Annotated in this window: 27 protein-coding genes and 1 tRNA gene; 13 read left to right on the forward strand and 15 right to left on the reverse strand. The window is 70.7% G+C overall.

Features of this window, described 5'->3' with window-relative positions; genetic code table 11:
- Positions 1 to 345: 345 nt before the first annotated feature.
- Positions 346 to 1023 carry a response regulator gene (locus G406_RS0111115; protein ID WP_028933890.1) on the reverse strand — a complete coding sequence of 226 codons (678 nt, stop codon included), beginning with the start codon at positions 1021 to 1023 and terminating at the stop codon, positions 346 to 348.
- Positions 1020 to 2288: an ATP-binding protein gene (locus G406_RS0111120; protein ID WP_245607081.1), complete on the reverse strand. Its 1269-nt coding sequence runs from the start codon at positions 2286 to 2288 to the stop codon at positions 1020 to 1022. Before G406_RS0111120 ends, G406_RS0111115 begins: the two co-directional genes overlap by 4 nt.
- Positions 2289 to 2452: 164 nt before the next feature.
- On the opposite strand from G406_RS0111120, the gene G406_RS0111125 reads away from it, so the two are divergent.
- Both G406_RS0111125 and G406_RS0111130 read left to right on the forward strand, forming a co-directional pair.
- Positions 2453 to 3730, forward strand: coding sequence for a PspC domain-containing protein (locus tag G406_RS0111125; protein WP_028933892.1), 1278 nt, complete (start codon positions 2453 to 2455; stop codon positions 3728 to 3730).
- On the forward strand, positions 3723 to 3980 hold the full coding sequence (locus G406_RS0111130; protein ID WP_028933893.1) for a hypothetical protein: 258 nt from the start codon (positions 3723 to 3725) through the stop codon (positions 3978 to 3980). The genes G406_RS0111125 and G406_RS0111130 overlap by 8 nt, the downstream gene beginning before the upstream one ends.
- A 141-nt stretch (positions 3981 to 4121) precedes the next feature.
- On the opposite strand, the gene rpmF is transcribed toward G406_RS0111130, so the two are convergent.
- From rpmF to mrf, 3 genes are read right to left on the reverse strand one after another with little or no spacing between them, the layout of a single operon-like run.
- Positions 4122 to 4298, reverse strand: coding sequence for a 50S ribosomal protein L32 (gene rpmF, locus G406_RS55570; RefSeq protein WP_084215978.1), 177 nt, complete (start codon positions 4296 to 4298; stop codon positions 4122 to 4124).
- Entirely contained in the window at positions 4298 to 4555 is a 258-nt protein-coding gene (locus G406_RS0111135; protein WP_028933894.1) for a type B 50S ribosomal protein L31, read from the reverse strand. Before G406_RS0111135 ends, rpmF begins: the two co-directional genes overlap by 1 nt.
- Positions 4552 to 5811, reverse strand: coding sequence for a ribosome hibernation factor-recruiting GTPase MRF (mrf, locus tag G406_RS0111140; protein WP_245607082.1), 1260 nt, complete (start codon positions 5809 to 5811; stop codon positions 4552 to 4554). The genes G406_RS0111135 and mrf overlap by 4 nt, the downstream gene beginning before the upstream one ends.
- Before the next feature lie 76 nt (positions 5812 to 5887).
- Here mrf and rpmG point away from each other — a divergent pair, with 76 nt between their 5' ends.
- The 7 genes from rpmG to G406_RS0111175 all read left to right on the forward strand — a co-directional run bounded on the left by rpmG (position 5888) and on the right by G406_RS0111175 (position 8777).
- On the forward strand, positions 5888 to 6052 hold the full coding sequence (rpmG, locus tag G406_RS0111145; protein ID WP_028933896.1) for a 50S ribosomal protein L33: 165 nt from the start codon (positions 5888 to 5890) through the stop codon (positions 6050 to 6052).
- Positions 6052 to 6294: a 30S ribosomal protein S18 gene (gene rpsR, locus G406_RS0111150; protein ID WP_028933897.1), complete on the forward strand. Its 243-nt coding sequence runs from the start codon at positions 6052 to 6054 to the stop codon at positions 6292 to 6294. Before rpmG ends, rpsR begins: the two co-directional genes overlap by 1 nt.
- Positions 6295 to 6480: 186 nt before the next feature.
- Complete coding sequence (rpmB, locus tag G406_RS0111155; RefSeq protein WP_028933898.1) at positions 6481 to 6717, forward strand: 50S ribosomal protein L28; 237 nt, start codon at positions 6481 to 6483, stop codon at positions 6715 to 6717.
- Positions 6717 to 7022: a 30S ribosomal protein S14 gene (rpsN, locus tag G406_RS0111160; RefSeq protein WP_028933899.1), complete on the forward strand. Its 306-nt coding sequence runs from the start codon at positions 6717 to 6719 to the stop codon at positions 7020 to 7022. The genes rpmB and rpsN overlap by 1 nt, the downstream gene beginning before the upstream one ends.
- A 113-nt stretch (positions 7023 to 7135) precedes the next feature.
- Positions 7136 to 7882, forward strand: coding sequence for a sensor histidine kinase (locus G406_RS0111165; protein WP_028933900.1), 747 nt, complete (start codon positions 7136 to 7138; stop codon positions 7880 to 7882).
- A complete protein-coding gene (locus tag G406_RS0111170) occupies positions 7879 to 8559 on the forward strand; it encodes a response regulator (RefSeq protein ID WP_051341947.1) in 681 nt (226 codons plus the stop codon). Before G406_RS0111165 ends, G406_RS0111170 begins: the two co-directional genes overlap by 4 nt.
- 144 nt (positions 8560 to 8703) lie before the next feature.
- Positions 8704 to 8777: transfer RNA gene (locus tag G406_RS0111175), tRNA-Leu, on the forward strand.
- A gap of 54 nt (positions 8778 to 8831) precedes the next feature.
- On the opposite strand, the gene G406_RS0111180 is transcribed toward G406_RS0111175, so the two are convergent.
- Genes G406_RS0111180 through G406_RS0111190 form a run of 3 tightly spaced genes read right to left on the reverse strand, consistent with a single transcriptional unit; the run spans position 8832 to position 10745 of the window.
- Entirely contained in the window at positions 8832 to 9503 is a 672-nt protein-coding gene (locus tag G406_RS0111180) for a MerR family transcriptional regulator (protein ID WP_028933902.1), read from the reverse strand.
- 7 nt (positions 9504 to 9510) lie between these two features.
- Positions 9511 to 10278, reverse strand: coding sequence for a hypothetical protein (locus G406_RS0111185; RefSeq protein WP_156934788.1), 768 nt, complete (start codon positions 10276 to 10278; stop codon positions 9511 to 9513).
- A complete protein-coding gene (locus G406_RS0111190; RefSeq protein WP_028933904.1) occupies positions 10275 to 10745 on the reverse strand; it encodes a nuclear transport factor 2 family protein in 471 nt (156 codons plus the stop codon). The genes G406_RS0111185 and G406_RS0111190 overlap by 4 nt, the downstream gene beginning before the upstream one ends.
- Before the next feature lie 155 nt (positions 10746 to 10900).
- On the opposite strand from G406_RS0111190, the gene G406_RS46175 reads away from it, so the two are divergent.
- From G406_RS46175 to G406_RS0111205, 3 genes are all read left to right on the forward strand, one after another.
- Positions 10901 to 11482, forward strand: coding sequence for a TetR/AcrR family transcriptional regulator (locus G406_RS46175; RefSeq protein WP_051341948.1), 582 nt, complete (start codon positions 10901 to 10903; stop codon positions 11480 to 11482).
- Between the two features lie 154 nt (positions 11483 to 11636).
- Positions 11637 to 11903 (forward strand): DUF2795 domain-containing protein, encoded by a 267-nt coding sequence (locus G406_RS0111200; protein WP_028933905.1) that lies wholly within the window; start codon positions 11637 to 11639, stop codon positions 11901 to 11903.
- A 96-nt stretch (positions 11904 to 11999) separates the two neighbouring features.
- A complete protein-coding gene (locus G406_RS0111205) occupies positions 12000 to 12905 on the forward strand; it encodes an NAD(P)H-binding protein (RefSeq protein ID WP_028933906.1) in 906 nt (301 codons plus the stop codon).
- 40 nt (positions 12906 to 12945) lie between these two features.
- On the opposite strand, the gene G406_RS0111210 is transcribed toward G406_RS0111205, so the two are convergent.
- The 6 genes from G406_RS0111210 to G406_RS0111235 form a co-directional block, all read right to left on the reverse strand.
- On the reverse strand, positions 12946 to 14469 hold the full coding sequence (locus G406_RS0111210; protein ID WP_028933907.1) for a catalase: 1524 nt from the start codon (positions 14467 to 14469) through the stop codon (positions 12946 to 12948).
- Positions 14470 to 14580: 111 nt separating this feature from the next.
- Positions 14581 to 15576 (reverse strand): TIGR03557 family F420-dependent LLM class oxidoreductase, encoded by a 996-nt coding sequence (locus tag G406_RS0111215; protein WP_037076151.1) that lies wholly within the window; start codon positions 15574 to 15576, stop codon positions 14581 to 14583.
- A 40-nt stretch (positions 15577 to 15616) separates the two neighbouring features.
- Complete coding sequence (locus G406_RS46180; protein WP_037076080.1) at positions 15617 to 16663, reverse strand: hypothetical protein; 1047 nt, start codon at positions 16661 to 16663, stop codon at positions 15617 to 15619.
- A complete protein-coding gene (locus tag G406_RS0111225) occupies positions 16660 to 17991 on the reverse strand; it encodes a sodium:proton exchanger (RefSeq protein ID WP_028933909.1) in 1332 nt (443 codons plus the stop codon). The genes G406_RS46180 and G406_RS0111225 overlap by 4 nt, the downstream gene beginning before the upstream one ends.
- The gene (locus G406_RS0111230; protein WP_028933910.1) at positions 17988 to 18626 is read right to left on the reverse strand and encodes a hypothetical protein; all 639 of its coding nucleotides are present in this window, start codon (positions 18624 to 18626) and stop codon (positions 17988 to 17990) included. The genes G406_RS0111225 and G406_RS0111230 overlap by 4 nt, the downstream gene beginning before the upstream one ends.
- Positions 18623 to 19150 (reverse strand): hypothetical protein, encoded by a 528-nt coding sequence (locus G406_RS0111235; protein WP_028933911.1) that lies wholly within the window; start codon positions 19148 to 19150, stop codon positions 18623 to 18625. Before G406_RS0111235 ends, G406_RS0111230 begins: the two co-directional genes overlap by 4 nt.
- 100 nt (positions 19151 to 19250) lie before the next feature.
- Here G406_RS0111235 and G406_RS46185 point away from each other — a divergent pair, with 100 nt between their 5' ends.
- Positions 19251 to 20147, forward strand: a complete 897-nt coding sequence (locus tag G406_RS46185; protein ID WP_064742900.1) for a phytanoyl-CoA dioxygenase family protein — start codon at positions 19251 to 19253, stop codon at positions 20145 to 20147.
- Here G406_RS46185 and G406_RS0111245 read toward each other — a convergent pair.
- Positions 20144 to 20473, reverse strand: a complete 330-nt coding sequence (locus G406_RS0111245) for a hypothetical protein (protein WP_028933912.1) — start codon at positions 20471 to 20473, stop codon at positions 20144 to 20146. The two genes, G406_RS46185 and G406_RS0111245, sit on opposite strands and share 4 nt — an antisense overlap.
- Positions 20474 to 20542: the final 69 nt, after the last annotated feature.

Here is a 20542-nt window from a genome sequence, read left to right on the forward strand (position 1 = left end):
TGGGCAGCGGCTTGTCATACAGCCGCTTCCCAGCCAGGTCTAGACCGACAGCGTGGTGGGCACCCTTGCCGACGTCCAGGCCGAGGAACACCTCGTAACCGTTGTCCACGTGCGTACCGTCTCTCCTACCGAATGTGCCGGTCACCAGTCAGCATCGACAGCCGGCAGCCACGTTACGAAGAGACCTACCCAGAGGGTGGCCGTGTCCCTATTAGCGGTCCACCGATGCCACCAGACCCGGTGACACCACCCCCCGGATCATGCGTGCGACTGGGGGTGTAAGTCATACCGGGCCTGGCGACCGGAGCTCCTTGATCAGGAGCCACGAAGAAGGTAACGGGGTGTTCAGACCAGGCGGCGGTCGGAGGCCCAGCGGGAGAGTTCGTGGCGGTTGGAGAGCTGGGTCTTGCGCAGGACGCTGGAGACGTGGGTCTCCACCGTCTTGATCGAGATGTACAGCTCGGCCGCGATCTCCTTGTAGGCGTAGCCCCTGGCCAGCAGGCGCAGGACGTCTCGTTCCCGAGGGGTGAGCAGGTCCAGTTCGGGGTCCACCGGCGGGGCCGCGCCAGGACGGTCGGAGAAGGCGTCCAGCACGAATCCCGCCAGCCGGGGCGAGAACACCGCGTCACCGGCCTTGACCCTGCGCACAGCGTCGGCCAGCTCCCGGCCGGAGATCGTCTTCGTGACGTATCCCCTGGCGCCGGCCCTGATCACCGCGATCACGTCGTCCGCGGCGTCGGACACGCTCAACGCGAGGAACACGACGTCCGGCAGCTCGGCCCGCACCTGGCGCAGCACCTCGGCGCCGCCGCCGTCGGGCATGTGGACGTCCAGCAGCACGACGTCCGGCTTGTAGTGCCGGGTGCCGGCGACCGCCTCGGCGACCGATCCGGCCTCGCCGATCACCTCGACGTCGTCGGCCACCGTGTCCAGCTCGGCACGGACCCCGGCCCTGAACAGTGCATGGTCGTCGACCAGGTACACCCGCAGGCGGGCCGTCTCGTCGCTGGTGTGCTCGGTCATTCCGCTCCCTCGAATTCCGGCCTCGGCATCCGCAGGTGCACCTCGGTGCCCTCACCGGGTGTGCTGCGCAGCGACACCGAGCCGCCGTGTCGATCCATCCTGCCGTGCACCGAGTCGACGAGGCCGTGCCGGTCGTCCGGCACCTCCTCCGGGTCGAACCCGACACCACGGTCACGCACGAACACGTGCACCGCGTCCGGTTCGATCTCCGCGTACAGGCTCACCTCGCCGACCTGTGCGTGCTTGGCCGCGTTGACCATCGCCTCCCGCGCGGCCTGCGCGAGTGCCGCCAGCCGGTCGTTCAGCTCGCAGTCTCCGACCACGACCGGCCGCACCGCGATCGCGTACGTGTCCTCGACCTCGGCCGCCGCCGACGTGATCGCCTCGGCCACCGTGCACGCCGAGGGCCTGCCCGCCTCACCCGGCGGGGAACCCACGTGCCCGTACCCCGTGGGCCCGTACAGCCAGGTGCGCAGCTCCCGCTCCTGGCCCCGGGCCAGCCGACGCACCTCACGTGGTCGTTCCGCCTGACGCTGGATGAGCGCGAGGGTCTGCAGCACCGAGTCGTGCAGGTGCGCGGCGATCTCGGCGCGTTCGGTCTCCCGGATGCGCTCCCGGCGTTCGTCGCCGAGCTCCTGGGACAGCCGAACCCAGAACGGCACCGTGAGCACTCCGACGCCGACCAGCGTCGCGGTCACCGCGAGCAGCGCCGACGGCACCTGGCTCAGCGTCACCCGCCCGACGAGCAGCATCACCAGCCCGCACGCGACGAACAGCCCGCCCAGCACGATCCGCAGCGTGGCGGCCTTGCCGCCGGCGCCGAGCAGACCAGAACGGCTCGCGGCCGCCCACCGGCGACGCCGGGTCTCGTCCGCCTCCCGCCACACCAGCGCGACGCCGACCGCCACGACACCCAGCGGACCGACGATCCAGCCGACGACGCTGTCCCCCGCCGCCGACGCCGCCGTCGCCACACCGATCCCGAGCACGGCCAGCCCCAGCGCCTGCCTGCGTTCCCGGCCGGACACGTCGCGGACCTGGTCCGGGCTCTCCTGCGGGATGAACACCCAGCACAGCCCGTACGCGACCACTCCGGCGCCGGACAGCGTGGCGAGCACCGTGAACCCGGCGCGCACCCACCCGACCGGCACCCCGAGGTGCTCGGCGATACCGCCGGCGACCCCGGCGACCATCCGCCCGGAGCGGTGCCGAAGCAGCGTCCGCTGCCGCGCGACCGATCCGATCGGGACTTCCGTCGTGCTCATGGCTCCCATGTTCACACGGACCGGCGTGGTATTCATCGGGGTAGACCCGGATATGCCCCGGTCTGAGACAGGGCAGGGCCCCGACGCCGGGCACACGTGACTCAGGGATCACTCCGGGTTCGACCCCGATGGACGCACCCCGTCCGACGAGCAGAGTGAGAGCCATGAGCCCGACCACCGAGCCCCGTGCCGTACTGGCCGCCATCTGGCAGACCAGACCGAGCCGCCGGCAGTCCGACAAGAAGATCGCCGGCGTGTGCGGGGCGATCGGCCGCCGCTACGACATCGACCCGGTCCTCGTCCGCATCGGTTTCGTGGTGGCCGCGATCTACGGCGTCGGGATCCTGCTCTACCTCGCCGCGTGGGTCGTGCTGCCCGCCGACCCGAACGAGCCGCCGAGTGGCCCGTTCGCCAATCGGGCCAGCGGCTCGGTGCATCCGATCGTGATGATCGCGGCCATCGTGGCGGCGCTGTTCGCCCTGTCGTCACTGATGCGCGGCGGCCTCGGCCTGATCGCCGGGCTCGTGGTCACCGCCGGCCTGCTCTACCTGCTGCACCAGAACCGGGCGGACCGGGGCCTTCCCGGCACCGAGCCGCGCCCGGTCGCCACCCCGGACCCGGAGCCCGGTCCGGCACCCGTGCCGAGCCCCAGTCTGTTGGGCGCGGACCCCTTCGCCCCGGACTTGCCCGGCCACGGTGAACCGCCGCCGCCACCGAAGCGACGCCGCAAGCCACTGACCGCGATCGTCTTCGCACTCGCGGTGCTGACCGGAGGGGTGGTCGCGTCGATCATCCTGATGGCGGGCGGTCCAGGCGGACCCGACGCCGTCCGGCTGGTACTCGGCTGCGTCCTGGCGGTGATCGCGCTCGGGTTGCTGCTCGGCGCGTTCCTCCACCAGGGACGCGGGCTGATCCTGCTGGCCATCCCGTTGGTCCTGATCGCGTTCGGCGTGACGAAGGCGAGGATCAACCACTGGGAGCAGTCCGGGGAGCTGCGCATCGCCCCGACCACCGTGGCCGGGCTGGCCGAGACCTACCACCGGGGTTTCGGCACGGTGGAGCTGGACCTGACCCAGCTCGACCTGTCGGCGCCAGGGACACCCCCGCCGCCCCCTGTTCCTCCCGCGCCGGGACAACCGGCGCCCACCGGCGCGGCACCGGTTCCACCACCGGCACCCGGCGTCCCGCCGCTGCCGCCGGTACACACCAAGATCAGCATGCAGGCCGGTGAGGTCATCGTCATCCTGCCGCCGAACGCGGACGTGACGGTGCGCTGCCACACCGACGTGGGCAGCGTCGACTGCCTCGGCCAGCACGATGACGGCGCCCCCGGCGCCGATCTGCGCGACGCCGATCTGGGTGAGGACCACACAGCGGGCGGGCGCCCGCTGGACATCGACATCACCGTAGGAGCCGGAACCGTGAGCGTGAACCGTGGCTGACCAGGATCCGAACTGGACCGACACCACCGAGACCAGCACCGACACCGTCACCGAGACCAAGCGGCGCAGGCAGGGGCCCGATCTGCTGCCCCTGCTGGCCGGGCTGGTGACCCTGGCGATGGCATGCATGGCGCTGGCGAACTGGGTGCCGAACTTCCCCAGCCTCGACCCTCGCTGGCTGCTGGCCGGCGGAGCGGTGCTGGTGGGCGTGCTGTTGCTGATCGCCAGCGTCCGGCCGCCTCGTCGGTAGTTCTGAGGTGGTCGGGTCTACTACCCCGTGAGTGGCGAGTGGTCCTATAGCGCCACTCGCCACTCACGACGAAAAAGCGTGTCGTGAGTGGCGAGTGGTGCTACGCCTTCGGCGCTCCTTCGGGGTAGAACCACTTGCCACTCACGAAGTGGGGGGTGGGTCCAGGAGGCCTCGTTGGTAGGCGCGGACCAGGCGTCTGGGGACCAGGTGGCGGCGGCCGGATATCAGGATCGGGACCAGGTCGACCGGGGTGGCCTTCCACTGCGAGCGGCGGGAGCGGGTGTTCGAGCGGGAGGTCCGGCGCTTGGGGACGGCCATCAGCGCTGCCCCCCGCGTGCGCCGTAGCGGCGGCGGAACTTCTCGACCTGCCCGGCCGCGTCCAGTACCCGGCTCTTCCCGGTCCAGAACGGGTGCGAGTAGCTGGTCACGTCGACCGTCAGCAACGGGTACTCGTTGCCGTCGGACCAGGTCACAGTGGTGTCGGAGGTCGCGGTCGAGCGGGTCAGGAACTCCTGTCCCGTCGAGCGGTCTCGGAACACCACCGGGTGGTAGTCGGGGTGGATGCCGGGTTTCATGCGTAGTCCTCTCCTGGGTGTCGGGCGGAACCTGGCCGGGTCGGGATGACCTCTCCGCACGGGTCGGTGTGGTACCAGCCGAACGGGTCGGAGAACCGCTGCCAGGCGTCCTCGCCCATCAGCAGCTCGGCGTCGGTGAGCAGGGCGGCGCGCAGGCCGTCCTCGATCTCGGCGGGGTCGGCGCCGCAGGTCAGCACGCTCAGCTCCTGCACGCGGTCGCCGTACCGCGGGTGCCAGCGCAGCGCGGCGCTGGTGCGACGTTCCGCTGAGGCCTTGACCCACGCCTCGTCGTCGCCCGCCGCGAGCCAGTCGTCGACGTACCCCACCTGCAGCCCGCCCCCGGCGGACTCGATCCACAGCACGGCGTCCGGCCGGGTGGCCAGCCAAATCCGGCCCTTGGTCCGGATGACGCCGTCCAGCAGCAGGTCCATGGCGTCGTGCAGCCGTTCGGGGTGGAACGGCCGCCGCGCGGTGAACACCAGTAGCTCGACGCCGCAGTCGCCGGTCAGCGGCGGCTGGCCGCGCAGCAACGTCGCGTGCGGGCTCTCCGGGACACCCCGACGCGCGGTCGGGGGCAGCGCGGCGAGCGGCGAGACCGCGTCGAGTGCGGCGAGCTCGATGCACGGGGCCAGCGGGGTGAGCCGGGTCAGAACCGCCTCGGTGCGGGCACGCAGCCACTGCTCGGCCGGCCCGCCGGTCAGTACCAGCAGGTCGGCGAACTCCGCCTGGCCGACCACCAGCTGCGCGATCGTGCGCTCGTCGTCCGGAAGCGCCGCGAGGCCCCGACCCGTGACGTCGTCCTCGCTGGCCGCGTCGGCGAGGAACCTGCTCTCGTCCAGGACCGTGATGACGCCGGTCAGCTGCACGTCGGCGGCGACCGGGGTGCCGTCCAGCAGGACGTGCAGCACCGCCCAGCACACCTGCTCGGGCTCCAGCGCCGGGTCCAGGTGCAGGACGATCCGCCTGACCGACGGCCTCCTGGAGAGCTCCCTGATCAGGGGCAGCACGTCCTCGCGCAGCGTGCAGGACACGCATCCGTGCGCCAGCTCGAGCACCGCCGTCGCGTCCGACACCACGATACGGCCGGACGGGCCGCCCTTCCCGGACAGCCTCAGCCTGCGGCGCACGACACCGGACGTCACGTCGGCCAGATCGTGGTGCAGGACGGCCGTGCCCGGTTCGGTCAGTAACCGGTCCACCACCGCGCCGACCCCCGGCGCGGTCACCCCACTCACCAGTACCAGCTCGGTATCCACGAACTCCTCCATCCTCGGTCTGCTAATCTCGAGCATAGATGAAAACGACTTTCATTATCGATGGAGGTGTGACCGGATGGCTTCAACCGACGTCCGACCCCTGGTCAAGCTGCGTTCGACGGCCGGGACCGGCTTCACGTACGTGACGCGCAAGAACCGTCGCAACGACCCGGACCGGATGGTGCTACGCAAGTACGACCCCCGGATCCGGCGGCACGTCGACTTCCGCGAGGAGCGCTGATGGCGCGCGTCGACGTGCGGCGCACGCCCCGCCGGAAGGCGAACCCGCTGCGCGCACGAAAGATCGACTCGGTGGACTGGAAGGACGTGGGACTGCTGCGGTCGTTCATCTCCGACCGGGGCAAGATCCGCGCCCGGCGGGTCACCGGGCTCACGCCGAAGCAGCAGCGTGAGGTGGCGGTGGCGATTCGGAACGCGCGGGAGATGGCGTTGCTGCCTTATCCGAGCGCTACGCCTCGGTAGGTCCGGTCTTCGCCGTGGCTGGGTTTAAGGCATCTCGGCTTCGCCGTCGACTCGTGAGTGGCAAGGGCGCCTATAGGCGCCCGGATCACTCACGACGGAAAAGCTGTCGTGAGTGCTCCGAGCGCCTACGCCTGCGGCGCCGCTCCGCGGTAGACACCCTTGCCACTCACGTGTGAAAGGAAAAGTATGTCTCGGCATTGTCAGTTGACCGGGCGTAAGCCCGGGTTCGGGAAATCCGTGTCGCATTCGCATCGGCGCATCAGCCGGCGGTGGGATCCGAATGTTCAGGTCCGCCGGTACTGGCTGCCCAGCGAAGGGCGGCACATCCGGTTGCGGCTGAGCACGAAGGCGATCAAGACGGTCGACCGGTACGGCATCGAGTCCGTGGCGGCGACGCTGCGCGCCCGTGGGGAGAAGTTCTGATGGCCAAGCGCAGCAAGATCGTCCGCAACGACCGGCGACGGGTCATCGTCGAGCGCTACCGGGAGCGTCGAGCGGAGCTCACCGCGATCATCGCCAGCCCGCGCAGCACACCGGAGGAACGCGACGCCGCCCGCCGTGAGCTGAGCCGTCAGCCCCGGGACGCGAGCGCGACGCGAGTGCGCAACCGGGACGCCGCCGACGGCCGCCCGAGAGGTTTCCTGCGGGCGTTCGGGGTCTCCAGGGTGCGAATGCGGGAACTGGCGCACGGCGGTTATCTACCCGGCGTCCGCAAGTCCAGCTGGTGACCTACCGTCACATTGTCCAGTCAATAATTCGGGATACTTCTTTCGAGTGGAACACGTTAACCCGCTGGGGCTCCGCTCGTTGACGGAGTATGACCGCGCTTCGCGATTGGGCAATGGCTGCCGCACCCGCGACCGCGTCACCTGTATCGAACGTGGCGCGGTCGGCGGGCCAGCTCGCCGCGGATGGCCACATCGAGCTGCGGGTGAGCGCCGAGCGGCAACGTATCGCCACCGCACTGCACGACGACGTCAGCCAGCTGCTGTTCGCCATGACCGGCCGCGCCCGGCGCGCTCAGGAGCTGCACGCGGACGATCCGGCCGAGCTGCTGGCGACCGTACGACTGCTCGCCGACCAGCTCCAGGAAGCCCAGCAGCGGCTACGCGGAGTGATCAGCGGCTGCGGCCCCACCGAAGCGACCGACACCGTGCCGACCGCGACCCAGCGTGACCTGGACGACTTCACCGACCGGACCGGGGTCGTGTCCCACCTCGTGCTGCACGGACTGCCCGAGCACCTTCCCGCCGCCGTCGAGCGGGTGACGTTGAGCTGTCTGCGCCAGGCGTTGTTCAACATCGAACGTCACGCGCACGCGAGCATCGTGATCGTCACACTCGACTACCGCCTCGACCGGCTGCGCCTGGTCGTCCAGGACGACGGGCTGGGCCTGCCGGCCGGTTTCGAGCCCAGGGTCGTTCCGGCCGATGGCCACCACTGGGGGTTCACCTCGATGGCCGAACAGGTGGAACGCATCGGCGGCTCGGTCATCCTGCGTCGCGTCGAGGAGGGTGGCACTCAGCTGCGCGTCGAACTGCCCCGCCAGCCCGGCCCCAGTCCCGAGCTGGCCCGCGAGGCGCGATGAGCACCGCGACCACGTTCGCTCTGTCCATCGAGAACGGCGACGAGCCATCGGCCGAGCGCCGCATCCTGATCGTCGACGACCACCCTGTCGTCTTCGACGGGGTGCGCAACATCCTGGCCGCGCACCCGGACCTGCGAATCGTCGGAGAGGCGAGCGAGCCGGTCGGCGCGGTTCGGCTGGCCGGCGAGCTGCAGCCGGACGCGGTGATCCTGGACCTGCGGATGGGCGGCCGGTTCAACCCCGAGATCTCCGGCGCGGTGAAGAAGGCGGCGCCGGCGACGAAGGTGCTGATCCACACCGCGTCGGAGGAGAACGAGCCGGTGCACGCGGCCCTGCGCGCGGGCGCCGACGGAGCCGTGTTCAAGGACGGCCGCGACCTGGTGGTCGCGCTGCGTACAGTCCTCGACTCCGACCGGGGCTATCTCGACCCCCGGCTACGCACGGAGCGCGGCGGCGCTCGGGGTGGCGACACCGGACCGGTGGTCGATGCTTTATCGCCGCGCGAGTACGACGTGCTGCGCGCGCTCGCGCTCGGTCAGTCGACCAGGGAGATATCCCAGGAGCTGTACCTCGCGGAGAGCACTGTGCGCAGCTACACGAAGGCACTGCTTGCCAAACTGGGTGTGCGCAGCCGCATTGAAGCGCTTGCGGTGGCCCGCCGAGCGAACCTCATCTGAGCGCACTGATTCGCCACTGATTGGCTCAGCACACAACTAAACTCGTAACTGGTGACAACTCTCCGTACAGGAGAGCTTACTGAGACCACCGTATCGAGTGCACTTTTCTTTCCTAACGGACTAGCCCGTACCCTCAGTGCTGTCGCCCCCGTAGCCCAATCGGCAGAGGCAAGCCCCTTAAAAGGGCCGCAGTGTGGGTTCGAGTCCCACCGGGGGCACGCTCATCGATTACCCGCGGTACGGCGAAGACGGACATTGCCCAGACTGCATGATCATATCGAGGATTCGGGAGCATAGCCCGCTCGGGCCGCACCGCGTGCGAGCTGCCGGGCGGCCTCGTGTTCCTCGGCGAGGCGGCACAGGGCGAGCACGACCGGCTCGTGGAGCACGGCGCCGACCACCCTGTGCCGCACCATCTCGTCCCCGGGCGCCGAGGCGCTGGTCAGCGCGGTGATCTCGCTGGCCGCGATGCGGTGCGCGGCCTCTGCGTAGGCGTCCAGGACGTCCCTGGCCGGCGCGGCGTCCAGGCGGCGCAACGCCAGCAGTGCGTCGGCGAGCTGGTCCCGTGCCGGGGCGCGGTGGCGCACCTGCCAGCCCAGCTCCTTCAGCAGCGCGTCGACCTCGGTGCGCGCCGACAGCCGGTCCGGGTCGTCCCCCGCCGGGCCGGGGCCCCCGGCCAACGCGTCCCGCACGCGGACGAGCGTCTCATGCGGTCCCGACTCGGTGTCGTCGACCAGGTCGAGCACCGCCCGCACGGTCACCAGCGGCAGTCCGCCGACCTCACTGAGCGCCCGGACCAGCCGGAGGCGACGCACGTGGCCGTCGTCGTAGACGGCCTGTGTGGTCGAGGTGCGCCGCCCGGCGGGCAACAGACCCGAGCGCAGGTAGTACTTGATCGTCGCCACCGGAAGGCCCGCCCGCAGGCCCAGCTCCGAGATCCGCATGCGAGTACTACCCGCACACCTGGCTGCTGGTGCTCCTGATCGGTGGCCCGGCGGGGAACACGCTGTCGATCGCGTAGTACCACCGGCCGGTGCAGGTGGGCGGCGCCACGATGAGCGGGATCCGGCGGGTCCGACCGTCGACCTCCCGCTCGACATAGGTGTGGATGTCGATGTTGCGCAGCGAGGTGATCACGATCGGTGAGGGTGTCGCCGCGGTACCGCCGGGAAGGTCGCGCAGATCCACGTGCAGCGCCGGCCCGTAGGGACCTTGCGGCTCGTCACGCACGACCCCGGTGAGCACGAACGGGGGCGCGATCGGCGTCTCGACGTACAGCAGCTGGGTGGGGTCGCCGTCCAGCGCCGGCCCCACGAACTCCGTGACGTGCGCCCGGTGGGTCAGTGGCGCCACCCCGGCCGCCGCGAGCACCTCGGCGGTGGCGAACCTCGAACCGGCCGGGCACGCGGACGGCCCACGTGACCTCAGCTGTCCCGGGTCGCACTGGGGGAACACCGGCCCGTTCCACACGACACCGCGAGGGAAATGGATGACCACCTCGGTCGGTGAGCGCAGCGGAACCGCGCGCACCCGGTTGTCGTAGGTCTGTTCGAGATCGAAGACGATGCCCTCCCCCGGCCGCGCCGGTGACGCCTGCGCACGAAAGGTCTGGGTATTGCCTAGTGCGTCCGCGTCCTCCGAGGCGTGAGCCACCGGGGCCACCGCGAGACCGGCCGTCACGAGCGCCGCGGCCAGCGAGACACCGAGCATCGTTCTCATCGGCTCGCCCCGACCGATGCCGAGGTCATGCGCCCTTCGGCCGCCTCCGCGACACCCGAGGCGACCAGACGTTCGCAGCCTCGGGCCCATCTCTGGGTGTCCTCGATGACCAGGTCGTGGACCACCTTGCCCCAGCGCAGCACCAGGAAGTGCGCGAACTGGTTCTCGTACGGAGCTCCGGCGATCGAGCTGTGGATGACGACGTGCGCGGTCAGCTGTTGCCGCCACGGCGGACCGGCCGAGACGACTCGCCGGACGTCGAAGCGGGGCTCCGGCAACAGCCGCAGGAACCGCTCGAACCAGCGTCGCAGCTCGACCGAGCCGGACAGCTGCGCGCCCAGCGGTGAGTCACCGGTGAACTCGAACTGGCAGCGGCCGTCGAACTGCGCCAGAAGGGCGTCCAGGTCTCCGCGTTCGAGCGCACGAAGACCCCGGAGGTACTCGCGACGAGCAAGTCTCTGCAGCACAGCTACTCCTGACGGCGTGGGCCGGCACGGGCGCATGGCGATTCCGTGCGGCGGGAGGTCTGGCACGCTGGAGACCACCAGGGCCAGTGTTTGACAGTGTCATACTAGCGAGGAGATTGTCAGTGTCAATCAATGCTGGGGGAGGCCCTCGAAAAGTGGGTACCCACTACGAGGGCGACCTGCGTGTGGCCCTGCTCGACGCAGCCGTCCTCGCGCTCGGCGAGACCGGCGTCGACGGGCTCAGCCTGCGGGGCGTCGCCCGGCGGATCGGGGTCTCACACGCCGCCCCCGCCCATCACTTCGGCGACAAGGTGGGTCTGCTGACGGCCGTCGCGGCCAGGGGGTTCGAGCTGTTCACCGAGCACCTGGCCGAGGCGCTCAGCGGCGGCGAGGCCGACCCGGTGGCCCAGCTGCCGCTCTTGACCAGGGCGTACTCCGAGTTCGCCGAGAACTATCCGGAGCACTTCGACCTCATGTTCCGGCCGGCGTCGGTCCGGGTCGAGGACCCCGAGTACATGCGCACCAGCGGTATCGCGTTCGAGGCGCTCCGGGCCCACCTCGAGGAGTGCCAGCGCCGGGGCTGGCGCGGGGAGGCCGACTCGGCGGCGCTCACCAGCGCGGCCTGGGCCCTCGCTCACGGAATCGCCGTGCTGCGCGCGCACGGCTCACTCGCCCGCCACTACTCCGACCCGACGCTCGACGCCGTCGAGGACATCGCGGTGTCGCTGCTGTTCTGACCAGGCCACCCTCCCGTTCGAGGGGACAGATTGCCTCTCTGGGGGCACGCCCGCGACGCGCACGCTCTCTAGCCTTGTATCGGTAGGTGCCAACGGAGGACCCGGCGCACGGTGTCTCCGACTTCACCGAGCGCACCACGGAAGCGGCGAGACTGTGGACAGCATCGCGATCGAGGAGTTGGCCTACGCGCTGCGTGGTGTGTCGTACCCCGCGCAGCGATGGCAGCTGTTGGCCTGGGCCGACTACAACGCGACCGGCGGGCGGCTGCGGGACGCGGTGTGGCAGCTCCCCGAGCGGGCCTACGCCCACCTGTACGACGTGCACGACGCCATCCATGCCGAACGCCTGCCACCCGAGGTTCCGCTGACCGTCATCCAGCCGCACCGCCTCAGCAGAGAACCCTCGGCCGAGGTTCGCTGACCGCGCCAGGTGTACGTCCGGTACCCGAGGGTAGGTGCTGGGCATGACGCATCACCCGGCACCCTTCGACGACCAGGCCCGGCTGGGCAGGCCCCGATGAAGACGGCCGTGGCCGGTTCCTCGGGTTTCATCGGCACCCGGCTGTGCCCACGTCTGGAGGACGCGGGCCACACCGTGCGGGCGATGACCCGCCACCCCGACCGGTACCTCGGTTCGGGCGAGCCGGTGTTCGGTGACGTCAACGACGAGGCCTCACTCGCCGACGCACTGGCGGGCTGCGACATCGCCTACTACCTCGTGCACTCGCTGGGCGAACCCGACTTCGAGACCCGCGACGCCGACGCCGCGCGGCGCTTCGCCCGCGCGGCCGCCGACGCGGGGATCCGTCGGATCATCTACCTGGGCGGGCTCGGCGACGACCGCGACGACCTGTCCGCCCACCTGCGCAGCCGCCGTGAGGTCGAGTCGCTCCTCGGCGGGTCGGGGGTGCCGGTGACCGCGCTGCGCGCCGGGATCATCGTCGGCAACGGAGGCATCTCCTGGGAGATGACCCGCCAGCTCGTCGAACGTCTCCCGGCGATGATCACGCCCCGCTGGGTCCGGACCCGGACCCAGCCGATCGCGGTGGCCGACGTCGTTCGTTACCTGGTCGAGGTGGCGCAGGTCGAGGAGACGACCGGCCGCGTGTTCGACATCGGTGGGCCGGACGTGCTGGCCTACCTGGACATGCTGCGGCGCGTCGCGGCGATCCAGGGCCGCCACACCCTGATCGTGCCGGTTCCGCTGCTGTCGCCGGGGCTGTCCTCGCTCTGGCTGGGGCTGGTCACCGACGTGGACAGCGACACCGGCCGGTCCCTGGTCGACTCGATGGCCAACGAGGTCGTCGTCCGCGACGACTCGATTCGCTCGCTCGTCCCGTTCCCGACCACGAGCTACGACGACGCCGCGCTCGCCGCACTGGGCGAGCGCGCCGCCGCGAAACGCTCCACGACCGGCGGGTGATCGTGCCAGAGGAGTCCCTCGGGCGCGATCACCCTGATCGTCAGGCCTTGGCCTGCATGGACTCCCTGGCGGGATTGGCCTGCTCGCCCGCCTTCGGGTCCATCTCGTCCTTCTTGTCCAGCACTCCCTGCATGATGCGGTCACCGAGCGTCTTGTCGACGTTGTGCCAGTACTCGAAGGCCCGGTTCAGCACCGGCTCGGTGACGCCGTTGAGCAGGTGCCCGACGACGTTGTCGACCAGCCGCTCGCGGGCGGCGTCGTCCATCACCTCGCGGACCAGCGTGCCCGCCTGACCCCAGTCGTCGTCCTCGGCGTGGGACACGTACGCGGAGCGGGTGATCGCCCCGTCGGTCTGCCAGGTCGGCGGGGTGCCGTACCGGCCGACGTCCGCGGCGGGCCCACCCTTGGAGTTGGGCGCGTACACCGGGTCGGTGCGCTTGCGGAACGCCATCGCACCGTCCTTCGAGTACGTGTGCACCGGCACGATCGGCGCGTTGACCGGCAGCTGCTGGTAGTTGACCCCGATCCGGTAGCGGTGCGCGTCCGCGTAGGAGAACAGCCGCGCGAGCAGCATCCGGTCCGGGCTCGGGCCGATTCCGGGCACCAGGTTGTTCGGCTGGAACGCGGCCTGCTCGATCTCCGCGTGGTTGTCGGTCGGGTTGCGGTCCAGCGTCATCCTGCCGACCTCGACCAGCGGGTAGTCGCCGTGCGGCCAGACCTTCGTCAGGTCGAACGGGTTGAACCGGTAGTCCGCCGCGTCGGCGTACGGCATGACCTGCACGTACATCGTCCAGCTCGGGTGCTCGCCGTCGCGGATGTGTTCCCACAGGTCACGCGTGTGGTAGTCGGTGTCCACCGCGCACATCTGGTCGGCCTCGTGCTGGGTGAAGTACTCCACGCCCTGGTCGGTCTTGAACGTGTACTTGACCCAGAACTCCTCGCCCTCGGCGTTGACCCACATGTAGGTGTGCGACGTGTACCCGTTCATGTGGCGCCAGGTCCGGGGGATGCCCCTGTCACCCATCAGCCAGGTCACCTGGTGCGCGGACTCCGGGGACAGCGTCCAGAAGTCCCACTGCATGTCGTGGTCGCGCAGGTTGTTGCTGACCAGGCGCTTCTGCGAACGGATGAAGTGCTGGAACTTCATCGGGTCCTTGATGAAGAAGACCGGGGTGTTGTTCCCGACCATGTCGTAGTTGCCCTCTGATGTGTAGAACTTGAGGGCGAACCCGCGCGGGTCACGCCAGGTGTCGGGGCTGCCGCGCTCGCCGGCCACGGTGGAGAACCGGGCGACCAGCTCGGTCTCGGCCCCGGGCTGGAACAGCGCCGCCTTGGTGTAGGCGCTGACGTCACCGGTCACCTGGAACCTGCCGAACGCGCCGCTGCCCTTGGCGTGCGGCTGGCGTTCGGGGATGCGCTCGCGGTTGAACTGCGCCATCTGCTCGATCAGGTAGGCGTCCTGCAGCAGGATCGGCCCGCCCGGCCCCGCCGTCAGTGAATGCTCGTCGCTCTCGACCGGGATGCCGGCGTCCGTGGTGGTGAAAACGTGCTGGGCGTCAGTCACTACTGACCTCCTCGGGTGTCTCGGTGCACGGGCGACGGTGACGTGCCCGTGCCTCAGCTGAGGCCTCCCCCGGCCCGGGTCCGTCAAACCTCGCGGCAGGAGGCCGTGCGCTCAGGCGGCGAGCCAGTTCTCCGGTGCGTCGCCGTACTCGCGCCGCAGCGCGGGCAGCAGCTCGGCGCGCGCGTAGTCGAGGAACTCCGGCTGCGTGTCACCGCCCACCTGCACCAGCGCCACGTGGCTGTATCCGGCGTCCGCCCAGGGCCGCAGTGCCTTCACGAACTCGGCCGTGTCCGGTCCGCAGGGGATCGACTCGGCCACGTCCTCCGGCCGGACGAACTGGGTTGCCGCGGCGAAGCCCGCCGGTCCGGGCAGCTCGGCGTTGACCTTCCAGCCGCCGGCGAACCAGCGGAACTGCTCGTGTGCCCGGCGCACGGCCTCGTCACGGTCCGGGTCCCAGCAGATCGGCTGTTGCCCGATCTTCGGCACGGTCCTCGACGTGGCCGCGTCGAACCCGGTCACCAGCTCGGCGTTCGGTTCGACCGCGATCATCGCGTCCGAGACCGGAGCGAACCGCTCGATGCTCTGCGCGCCGCTGACCGCCACACCGATCGGGAGCCTGGTGGCGGGCAGGTCGTAGAGCCGCGCCGAGTCCACCCGGTAGTGGTCGCCCGCGAAGTTCACGTCCTTGCCGTCCAGCAGGTCGCGGATGATCGTGATCGACTCGGCCAGCATCTCGTGCCGGACGTTGACCGGCGGCCATCCCCGCCCGACGACGTGCTCGTTGAGACTTTCGCCCGCGCCGAGGCCGAGCAGGAAGCGGTCGTCGGACAGCAGCGACACCGTCGCCGCCTTCTGCGCGACGACCGCCGGGTGGTACCGGATGATCGGGCAGGTCACATAGGTCATCAGCCCGATCCGCGTGGTGCTCGCGGCGACCGCGCCGAGCACCGACCACGCGTACGGCGCGTGCCCCTGCTCGGCAAGCCAGGGTGAGAAGTGGTCACTGCTGACCGCGAAGTCGAAGCCGGCGTTCTCCGCCCCGACCGCGTCGGCGACCAGCCCTTTCGGTCCACGTTGCTCGGTCATCAAGGTATAGCCCACTGCCACCATGCCCGCGGCTACCCATCGAGCGCGCGGCAAAAACGCCTCACCGGTCCCGGTCGCGCACGGTGCGCCACCGTTCCCACTCCCGGTGTCCGTAGGTCGCGCGCCGCACGGTGGTGTCGTTCTCCAGCCCGGAACCCACCGCGCCCGCGACGGTGCCCATGACGGTCGCCATGAGCGCCACGGTCAGGTAGTCGGTGATCCCCGCCGGGTGGCCGATGATCCGCGACAGGTACCCGGGTGAGGCGACGACACCCACCGCGACCAGCACGAACGCGAACAGCTCGACGAAGAAGACCGCCACGCCGAAACCCACCGTCAGCACGGTGCCCGCGTTGCGCAGTCCGGTGCTCGGCGAACGACGGCGTTCCCACAGGTCGTGGTCGGTGATGAGCCAGGTGACGAGGATGCCGATCGCCCCGCCCGCCATCGTCGCCAGCCGCCACGGGCTCAGCGACGCGGCGAGCTGCCAGATGTTGGAGTACAGGACGCCGAACGCGCTACCGGTCAACGCGCCGGCCAGCGCCCTGGACAGCCCGAGCACGAACTGCCACGGCCGGTTGGCCCGCACCATGCCGGCCACCAGGCGCGGGATGCCGAGCGCGGAGTCCACCACGATCTCGCTGCTGGCGTTCGCCCAGGACGGGGCCGCGGCGCGCACCCTGTTGCGGCCGCCGAAGGCCGGCACCCGATCGGTGCGCCCCGCGAGGTAGCGGATCAGCGGGACCACCAGCCGGCGCGCCCGCCGGGTGATCATGAACCCGCCGAGCGCGGGCAGGGACACCAGCGCGACGCGGTCCTCGACGCTGACCTCCGCGACGATGACGCTCTCCTCGTCCCGCAGCGGCGCGTCGGTCAGGCACAACGCCAGGTCCCAGCCGGTGTGGCGAACCCGGTCACGCGCCTTGTCGAGCAGTCGTTGCTCCGCGTCGGGCGCGAGCGCCTCGAACGGGTCGCACACCGCCTCGACCTCCCAGACCGTCCCGTCCCCTCGGCTCAGGTCGTCCGGCAGCGCCGCCGCGAGCCGGTCGGCGATCACCGAGGGCAGGTCGGGGTCACACAGCAGCCCGACGACGACCTTCTCCGTCACCGCGCGGCACTCAGGTCCTCGAGCGGTGTGGACACCCCGTCGCGCACGATGTCGCGCAGCCGGCCCCGGTGGCGCACGAGTTCCACCACCGCGAGCAGGACGTACACACCCGCGAGCACGAAGCTGACGGTGCGGTTGGTCTCGCCGGGCAGCAGGATCGAGGACAGGAACTGGACGGCGAACAGCACGAACAGCAGCGCCGCGACCTTCCCGTCGAGCCGCAGGCTCACCAGCGTGCTGACCGCGAACAACGACTGCGCGGCGGTGAGCAGCAGCTCGACGCGTTGCTGACCGTCCAGCGGCAGGCCGTGACCGGACCACGAGGAGAGCGCGAAGACCACCGGGATCGTGCCCACCAGCAGCGTCCACTGGTTGACCTTGCTGGACAGCAGCGCGCCGAGTGAGTCGCTCGCCTTCAGCCGCCACGCGTAGAGGCACGCGACGATGAGCTCGGGGGACTCGCTCGCCAGCGGCGCGACCCACTGGACCAGGATGAACTGGTCGGCGCCCCACTGGGTGCCGGTCTGAACCAGCCCGTCCGCGAAGTGCTCCGCGGTGGCCAGGATGACCAGCCCCGCGACGACGAACAGGCCCACCACCGTCGCGCGGCGAGCCGTCCGGGGCTTCTCGCCGGCCCACTTAGCGACGCCGCGCAGCTCCGGCTCCTCGGCTGGGGCCTTCGACAGGCGCCAGGCGTAGGCCACGAAGATCGCCACGAGGACGGCGGCGTCGACGAGGGTGAGCGACGACCGCAACGGCAGCGTGAGCGAGTAGCAGGTGGCGATCGCCAGGAACACCACCTCGACCGACATAGCGCGCTGCAGCCGCACCTCACCGACGTGTGTCGAGGCGCTGTCGTCACCGCCCCGGCGCCGGGAGTGCAGCACCGCGAGCGTCGCCACCAGCAGGACCAGCGGCCAGCCGACACCCACGAGTACCCGGTTGGCGCCGGTCATGTTGGCCAGCGCGAGCCCGCACGGGCTGGCGCCGGCACCGGCCGCGCACGAGCCGTGCTCGGCGAACACCTGCCCCGCCTGGAAGCTGAAGACGAAGTCGACGGCGTACTCGGGCAGGACGGCGACCAGGGCGAGCAGGGCGAGCGCGAGGCCGGCGCTGAGGTCGACCTGCGCGGCCTCGGACGCCCAGGACAGTACGAAAGCCGCGCCGACGATCGCCAGGCCGTAGACGAGTGTGGCCACCGGTGCCGCGAGGTTCGGCGCCGGCAGGCCGAGGTAGGCCGCCGCCCCCAGGTACAGCCCGGGCACGGCGGCCACGACCGCGACCAGCAGCCGGGGCGGCAGTCCACGCCGCGGAGCCGCCTGGGTCATCTCGTGACCTTCTCGGCGAGCTTCTTGTCCAGCGCCACCCTGACCAGCGCCGCGGCCAGCGCGGCGAGCTCGTCCGGCTCGACCAGTGCCGCGAGCTTCGCGGGCGAATCGGGTAGACCGACCCGTCTCGCCCCGTCGAGGGCCTTGCCGTCCAGCGCGGGCCGCAGCTCGGGCCACACCGCCTGGGCCTCCCTGGCGAAGATGTCCGCGCCCACCGGGCCGAGCCGGGGGAACCCGGTCAGTAGCTCACGGATGCGACCGGGATCGCCGTCGGCCCGGGAGCGCAGCTCACGCAGGTCACCGGAGTACTCGTCGACGAGCTGGTGCGCACCGTCCCCCAGTGCGGTGGCGGTGCTCTCGTCGTAGCGCGTGTAGTGCGCGCGGCCCAGCGCGTCGACCCGGTCCTGCCACGTGGCGTCGAGCATGCCCTTCGGCGTTCCCATGCCCGCCCGGGACAGCTCCGCGGCCGCGGCGACCGCGATGTCCGCCTTGATCCGGGTCGACAGCAGCACGGACAGCACCAGCAGCCGGTAGAGCGGCGCGGGCTCGTCCGTCAGCGTGATGCCCGCCTCGGAGGCGTACGTCCGGCCGGCCTGGTCCAGCAGCGCACCGGCGATGTCCTGGCGCGGGCTCATGCCGCCGACTCACCCCGAGGGACCGATGCCCGCGCCCCGGTGAACACCACCACCGCGCCCGCCGCCGCGACGACCGCGCCGAGCAGCGCGCACCAGAACCCGGACCCGGTGAACGTGGTGGCGCTGATCCCCAGCTCCTCGGCACCCGAGCCGGAGATCTCGCGGCTGAGCTCGCCGTAGGGCATCAGGTAGGCCAGCGCGGTGAGCACGGCGCACACCACGACCACCGCCGAGGCCACCTTCGCGGCGCCCGCGCCCGTTCTGGCCAGCACCAGCCACAGGCCGACGCCGAGCATGACGACCGAGGTGAGCGGCACCAGCCGCAACAGCGTCAGCGAGCCCGCGTCGGGAAGCTCACCGGCCAGGCTCGGCGCGGTCAGCGACCCGATGAGCGGTATGGACGCCACCGGCAACAGCAGGTACGCCACCCCGACCAGCACACCTCCGCCCGCCGTCAGGCCGCCACCCAACCGCCGGTTGGCCGACACGACTCGATCGGCCGTGCTGTGCTCCCGTCCCGTCATGTAGTGGCTCTACCCCACTGGGCCCCGGCACTAACAATGCCCACCTCGGTCGCGGATCTCGATAGGCTCGCCATTGCTGCCGGCGAAGAGGAGGCCGCTCATGGACGCGGCTGTGTCGCAGAGGCCGTCGCACAGGTTCGAGCTGACCGACGAGCAGATCGCCTCGTTCCACGAGGACGGGTTCGTGATCGTCGACCGGATCGTCGATCCCGGGCTCGCCTCTGCGGCGCTCGCCCGGTTCGAGCCGATGTTCTCCGGAACCTTCGAGACCGGCCTCTATCCCGACGAGTGGAACTGGCGTCCCGGCCGGGACGACCCGTCGCTGACCCGCCAAATCTGCAACGGCTGGAAGTCCGACCGGGACGTGGCCGCCGTGGTGCTGCGCGAGGACGTCGGGCAGGCCTGTGCGACGCTCGGCGGCTGGCCGGGGACCAGGCTCAGCCAGGACAACGTGCTGTGGAAACCGCCGGGCGGACGACCGCTCGGGTTCCACCAGGACGCGGCCTACGACGACTGGGCGGTGCCGGCGGAGTTCGTCAGCTGCTGGGTCGCGCTCGACCGCACGACCGCCGGGGGCGGGACCCTGGAGTTCGTCGCCGGGTCCCACCGGTGGCGTAGCTGGGGAATGATCGAGGAGTTCCACGGTCCCGAGGACCCCGAGCGCGACCTGCGGAAGGCGGCGGAGCTCGAGGGTGTCGAGGTCCGCAAGGTCGCGGTCGAGGTTCCGCCGGGCGGTGGCGCGTTCCATTCCGGGCGCACCTGGCACGGGTCCGGACGCAACCTGGGATCGGCGCCCCGGCGCACCCTGGTGGCGCACTGCACCACCTCGGAGGCACGGTTCAGCTCGCACGAGGTCGGCTACATCTACAGCCGGTACAAGCGCTTCGGCGACGACTCGATGGACGAGACCCACTTCCCGATCACCTGGCGCGAGGACGGCTACCGCTCACCGTTCATCCGGCCCTACGTCGACCGGGAGATCGGCTGGGGTGGTTAGAGCCCGCCGAGCACACCTGCCGCGCTCTGCGCCGGGGTGAGGCCTCCCGGGGTCGCGCCGGACACCGCGGCACCGGGGGATGCGGCGGCCGGGCCGAGCCCGTTGACCGCCTTGCCCGGCGACGTCGATCCCTCGGCCTGTGACGAGCTGGTCGCGCCGTGGTTGGGGTCGGCCGCGTACGCGGGGTCGCCGGAAGGGGCGACGTAGCCGGAGTCCGACGAGTCGTCGGCGAGCGGCGCGGCGGAGGCGACACCCGCACCGGCCAGGGTCAGCGCGACGGCCGCGCCGCCGGCGACGACGAGGGTGAGCACACGGTGCTGCGTCATGGATATCGACCATCCTTTGTGAATCGGGGAGCGATGGTCTCGCTATTCTAGCTGCTCACGGCCTCTAAA

Source organism: Actinospineispora spinosispora DSM 44797, assembly GCF_000429025.1.
In the GTDB taxonomy this organism is placed as follows: Bacteria; Actinomycetota; Actinomycetes; order Mycobacteriales; family Pseudonocardiaceae; genus Pseudonocardia; species Pseudonocardia spinosispora.